The sequence below is a fragment of the Myxococcota bacterium genome (assembly GCA_035498015.1).
GTDB lineage: Bacteria > Myxococcota_A > UBA9160 > SZUA-336 > SZUA-336 > VGRW01.
This window is the reverse complement of the sequence record DATKAO010000129.1, coordinates 1-4,600: the sequence shown is the minus strand read 5'-3', so window position 1 is coordinate 4,600 and position 4,600 is coordinate 1. Positions and strand designations below refer to the sequence as shown.

The window sequence follows — 4,600 nt, the reverse complement described above, 5'->3', positions numbered from 1 at the left end:
GTGGAAGTACCGCTCCTGGTAGACGACTTCCTGCGCCGGCCGGCGCAGCTCTATCCCGACAAGCTCGCGATCGTCGACGGGGCGCTGCGCTTCACTTACCGCGACTTCCAGCGGCGGGTGAACCAGTTCTCGCACGCGCTCGTGCGGCTCGGGGTGAAGCAGGGCGACCGGGTCTGCATCCTGTCGCCCAACTCGCACTTCTTCCTGGAGAGCTTCTACGCCACGAGTCGGATCGGCGCCATCCTGGTGCCGCTCAACTACCGGCTCACCGCGGAGGACCACGAGTACATCCTGAACCACGCAGGAGTCAGCGTGGTGCTGGTCGACCACGAGTACAGCGCGGTGGTCGACGGGATCCGGCCGCGCCTGCGCTCGGTGCGCAGCTACGTCGTGGCCCAGGACTCGGGCGCCACGCCCGCCGGCTGGCTCGACTGGAACGAGCTGATCGCGCGCGAGCCCGAGTACGCGCCGCCCGCGCCGCCCCGCTCCGAGAACGACACGGTCTCGATCAACTACACCTCGGGCACCACGGCGCGCCCCAAGGGCGTGATGCTCACGCACCGCAACTGCTACATCAACGCCTACTCACTCGTGAGTCATCTGCGCGTGTCGCACCACGACGTGGAGCTGTGGACCCTGCCCATGTTCCACTGCAACGGCTGGGGTGGCGTGTACGCGCTCACGGGCATGGGCGGCACGCACGTGGTGCTGCGCGCGATCGACGGCGCGAAGATCTTCGAGCTGATCGAGCGCGAGCGAGTCACGTTCGCGTGCATGGCGCCCGCGGTGCTGCGCACGGTGCTCGACTACCCCGGGCGGGCCAAGCACCACATCCGCACCAAGCCGCGTTTCGTGGTCGCCGGCGCGCCGCCTCCGGCCGCGTTCATCGAGAGACTCGAGCAGGAGCTCGGCTGGGACTTCATCCAGATCTACGGGCTGACCGAGACCGCGCCCGTGCTCACCGTCTCGATGCCCGACCACACCACCAGGAAAGAGGACTGGCAGCGGCGCTCGCGCGCCGGCGTGCCCGCGATCGGGGTCGAGATCGCCGTGCTCGACGGCGACGCCAAGCCCGTGCCCAAGGACGGTGTCTCGGTCGGCGAGGTGTGCGCGCGCTCGAACGTGGTGTTCGCGGGCTACTGGGAGCAGCCCGACGAGACCGCGAAGGCCATCCACGGCGGCTACTTCCACACCGGTGACCTGGCGGTGTGGGACGAGGCTGGCTCGATCCACATCGTGGACCGCAAGAAGGACGTGATCATCTCGGGCGGCGAGAACATCAGCTCGCCCGACATCGAGGCCGCGCTCTTCCGCCACCCGGGGATCCTGGAGTGCGCGGTGATCGGCGTGCCGCACGAGAAGTGGGGCGAGACACCGAAGGCGTTGGTGGTGCTGAAGCCCGGCACGAAGCTCAGCGAAGCCGAGGTGATCGCCTTCGCCCGCGAGCACCTGGCGCACTTCAAGTGCCCGACCTCGGTCGAGTTCCTCGACGCGCTGCCGCGCACCGCGACCGGCAAGCTGCAGAAGTTCCTGCTGCGCGACAAATACTGGAAGGGCCAGCGGAGGGTGAATTGAGGGCGTTCGCACGAGTCACGCTGGCGTTCGCGCTCCTGGTCACGCTGCCTTTCGTGGCGCACGGCGCGGATCTCGCGCCCGGCGACAAGGCGCCCGACTTCAGCCTGCAGAGCACCGACGGCCAGGCCGTGAAGCTCGCCGACTTCGTGGGCAAGCGCGGCTTCGTGCTGGCGTGGTTCCCGAAGGCCTTCACCGGCGGCTGCACCGAGGAGCTGAAGTCGTTCGGCGATCCCGACGCGCAGGCGGCGCTCGCCAGGTACGACGTCGCCGTCTACATGGTGAGCTTCGACCCGCCGGACAAGAACGCGGATTTCGCCAAGTCACTGGGCGCGAAGCTGCCACTGCTCTCCGACACCAAGGGCGACGTGGCGAACGCCTTCGGCAACTCCGCGCTGGGCGGCGCCTACGCCAAGCGCTGGACCTACTACGTGGACAAGGACGGCGTGGTGCGCTTCATCGACAAGGACGTGAAGACGGCCAGCGCGGCGAAGGACATCGCGGGGAAGCTCGAGCAGCTGGGCTTCCCGCAGAAGTGAGTCACTCGGGCGCGATCTCGACGATCAGCCCGTCGCTCCACTCGTAGCGCTCGTCCATGAGCTCGCTCACCTGCGCGTGCAGCGCGGCGTCGGCGGCCGGATCGAGCGCACGCGCCTGCGCGCGGCCCACGCGGCGCTTCACCATGAACGCGACGGCGGGCTGCGCCCGCAAGTTCTGGACCCAGCGCGACTGCTCGCGGCGCTCGGAGACCACGTAGTAGCGGCCGTCGTGCTCGACGTACCAGATCTCGATCAGGTGCGGATGGCCGCTGCGCCGGCCGACGGTGGCCAGGTAGAGGAAGTCCTCGGGTTCGGGCATTCCCTCTCAGGATACCGCGGAGGCGCTCGCCCACGAGTCACCGGTGCCGAGCCGTTTCATGCGCACCTCGGCTTCGAGCTCGTGCTGGAACGGGCCGTGGTACAGGCCGCGCAGCGGGCAGACGTCGTCGTAGTCGCGGCCGTGGCCGATCTTCACGTGGCGCGCGCCGACGGTGAGGCGGTTGGTCGGGTCGAGCGGCCACCAGCCGGCGCCGGGCACGGCGATCTCGACCCAGGCGTGGGTCTGCACGAAGACCTCGTCGCGCTTGGGCGCCGTCGCCTCGTCGCCGCGGGCCGCGAACAGATACCCCGAGACGTAGCGCGCGGGCACGCCCACGGACCGGCACAGCGCGATCAGATAGTGCGCGAAGTCCTGGCACACGCCGCGGCGCGTGCGCTGCAGCTCGTTGACGTCGATGCCGATCTCGGTCGACCCGGGCGCGTACTGCAGCGTACGGCTCACGTGCGCGGCGAGCGCGCCACCGACCAGTCCGGCGTCGTCCGGAAGACCCGTGACCACTTCGCGCGCCTCGCGCCGCACGCCATCGGCGAACTCGATGTGCATGCTGGGCACGAGATACTCATGGTGTGACTCGATGAAGCCCTGGTCGCTGCGCGGCCCCAGCGCGGCCGGCGGCGCCGCCGGCACGTCGCCCTGCATGGCCACGCGGATCTCGGCCAGCACCTCGAGCTCGCGGTGCGGGCGCGCCACGCCGAACAAGTCGACCCGCGTGCCGAAGTAGTCGGTGTAGGACACCACGCGCGAAGAGGGCGAGATCGACAGCCGGTAGCTCAGCAGGATCTGGCGCTCGTCGCTGCACGGCGCCGCGCGCAGCACGTTGTGCGAGTCCCAGACCGGCTGCGGGTAGCGGAACAGCGAGAGATAGCGGATCTCGAACAGCTCCATCACGCGGACCCGAAGATGTGGCGCTGCGGCTGCGGGCCGCTGGCGAAGAAGGACTCCTCGACCCGCTCGGCCACCTCCCAGATGCCCGCCTGCGCGCGGTCGAGCACGCCGCGCTCGCCGAACGCGCGCAGCTCCTCGGGGTCCTGATACTCGAGCTCGGCGCGAATCCGGCCGAGCGTGCGCCGGGCCCGCGCGCTGGGCGCGCCGGCGTCGAGCTGCTCGAGCACCTTGTCGGTGCCGCGCACGCAGTACAACACGCTGCGCGGGAAGTCGGGCGCGAGCAACAGGAACGAGATGACTCGCGCCGGATCGATGTCGGCCCCGTGCTCGCGCGTGTAGGCCTCGAACGCCGACACCGAGTTCAGCACGAGCAGGAAGTCGTGGAAGCCCGAGCGCACCGCGCGCCGGCTCGAGCGCGCGCGCAGCATGCGGCAGGTCATCTCCGCGCGCTCGATGAGTCGCCCCAACAAGAGGAACCGCCACGGGTCGCCGCGCGGCATGGTCTCGGCGCACGCGCCCGCGATCGTCTGACAGCGGGTGCGGATCTCGCGGTAGAGCTCGTGCGGCTGGCCGCCGACCTCGGCCTTGAGATCGCGTGCGCGCAGCTCCAGGAAGCAGGTGTTCACGGCATCCCAGAGCTCGGTCGAGAGATGCTCGCGCACGTTGCGCGCGTTCTCCCGCGCACGCGCGATCGCGGCCACGATCGAGCTCGGCTGCGCCAGGTCGCACACCAGAAACTCCGCCACCGCCCGGGGCGACACCGACTCGTGTCGTGAGTGGAAGGGATGCGCCAGGTGCAGCGCCTCGAGCAACAGGTGCCAGGCCGAGGCCGCGTCGGTCGAGCCGCCCTCGAGCAGCCCGTGGTAGGTCACGTCGAGCATGCGCGCGGTGTCTTCGGCGCGCTCCAGGTAGCGCCCGGTCCAGAACAGGTCCTCGGCGTGGCGGGCCAGCATCAGCAGTCCTCCAGCACCCAGGTGTCCTTGGAGCCGCCGCCCTGCGACGAGTTCACCACGAACGAGCCGCGGCGCAGCGCCACGCGCGTGAGCCCGCCCGGGAAGACCTCCGTGCGCGCGCCGGTCAGCACGAAGGGCCGCAGGTCGATGTGTCTCGCCTCGAGCCGGCCGTCGACGAACGTGGGGTGACTCGAGAGCTGCACCAGCTCCTGCGCGATGTAGCCGCGCGGGTTCAGCTCGATCTCCTTGCGGCAGATCTCGAGCTGGTCGGCGGTCGCCTGCGGGCCCATCACGATGCCGTAGCCGCCCGA

At 70.0% G+C, this 4,600-nt stretch carries 6 protein-coding genes; 2 read left to right on the top strand and 4 right to left on the bottom strand.

Annotated elements, in window-relative coordinates; translation table 11 throughout:
- A partial coding sequence (locus VMR86_11535; GenBank protein ID HTO07672.1) for a long-chain-fatty-acid--CoA ligase occupies positions 1 to 1,575 on the top strand: 1,575 nt, incomplete at its 5' end.
- Positions 1,572 to 2,111 carry a redoxin domain-containing protein gene (locus tag VMR86_11530; GenBank protein ID HTO07671.1) on the top strand — a complete coding sequence of 180 codons (540 nt, stop codon included), beginning with the start codon at positions 1,572 to 1,574 and terminating at the stop codon, positions 2,109 to 2,111. The genes VMR86_11535 and VMR86_11530, both read left to right, overlap by 4 nt.
- Before the next feature lies 1 nt (position 2,112).
- On the opposite strand, the gene VMR86_11525 is transcribed toward VMR86_11530, so the two are convergent.
- From VMR86_11525 to VMR86_11510, 4 genes are all read right to left on the bottom strand, one after another.
- Positions 2,113 to 2,430, bottom strand: coding sequence for a nitroreductase family deazaflavin-dependent oxidoreductase (locus tag VMR86_11525; protein HTO07670.1), 318 nt, complete (start codon positions 2,428 to 2,430; stop codon positions 2,113 to 2,115).
- A 6-nt stretch (positions 2,431 to 2,436) separates the two neighbouring features.
- Positions 2,437 to 3,336 carry a transglutaminase family protein gene (locus VMR86_11520; protein HTO07669.1) on the bottom strand — a complete coding sequence of 300 codons (900 nt, stop codon included), beginning with the start codon at positions 3,334 to 3,336 and terminating at the stop codon, positions 2,437 to 2,439.
- Entirely contained in the window at positions 3,336 to 4,289 is a 954-nt protein-coding gene (locus VMR86_11515; GenBank protein ID HTO07668.1) for an alpha-E domain-containing protein, read from the bottom strand. Before VMR86_11515 ends, VMR86_11520 begins: the two co-directional genes overlap by 1 nt.
- Positions 4,289 to 4,600: circularly permuted type 2 ATP-grasp protein (locus VMR86_11510; protein ID HTO07667.1), on the bottom strand; the 312-nt coding region annotated here is incomplete at its 5' end. The genes VMR86_11510 and VMR86_11515, both read right to left, overlap by 1 nt.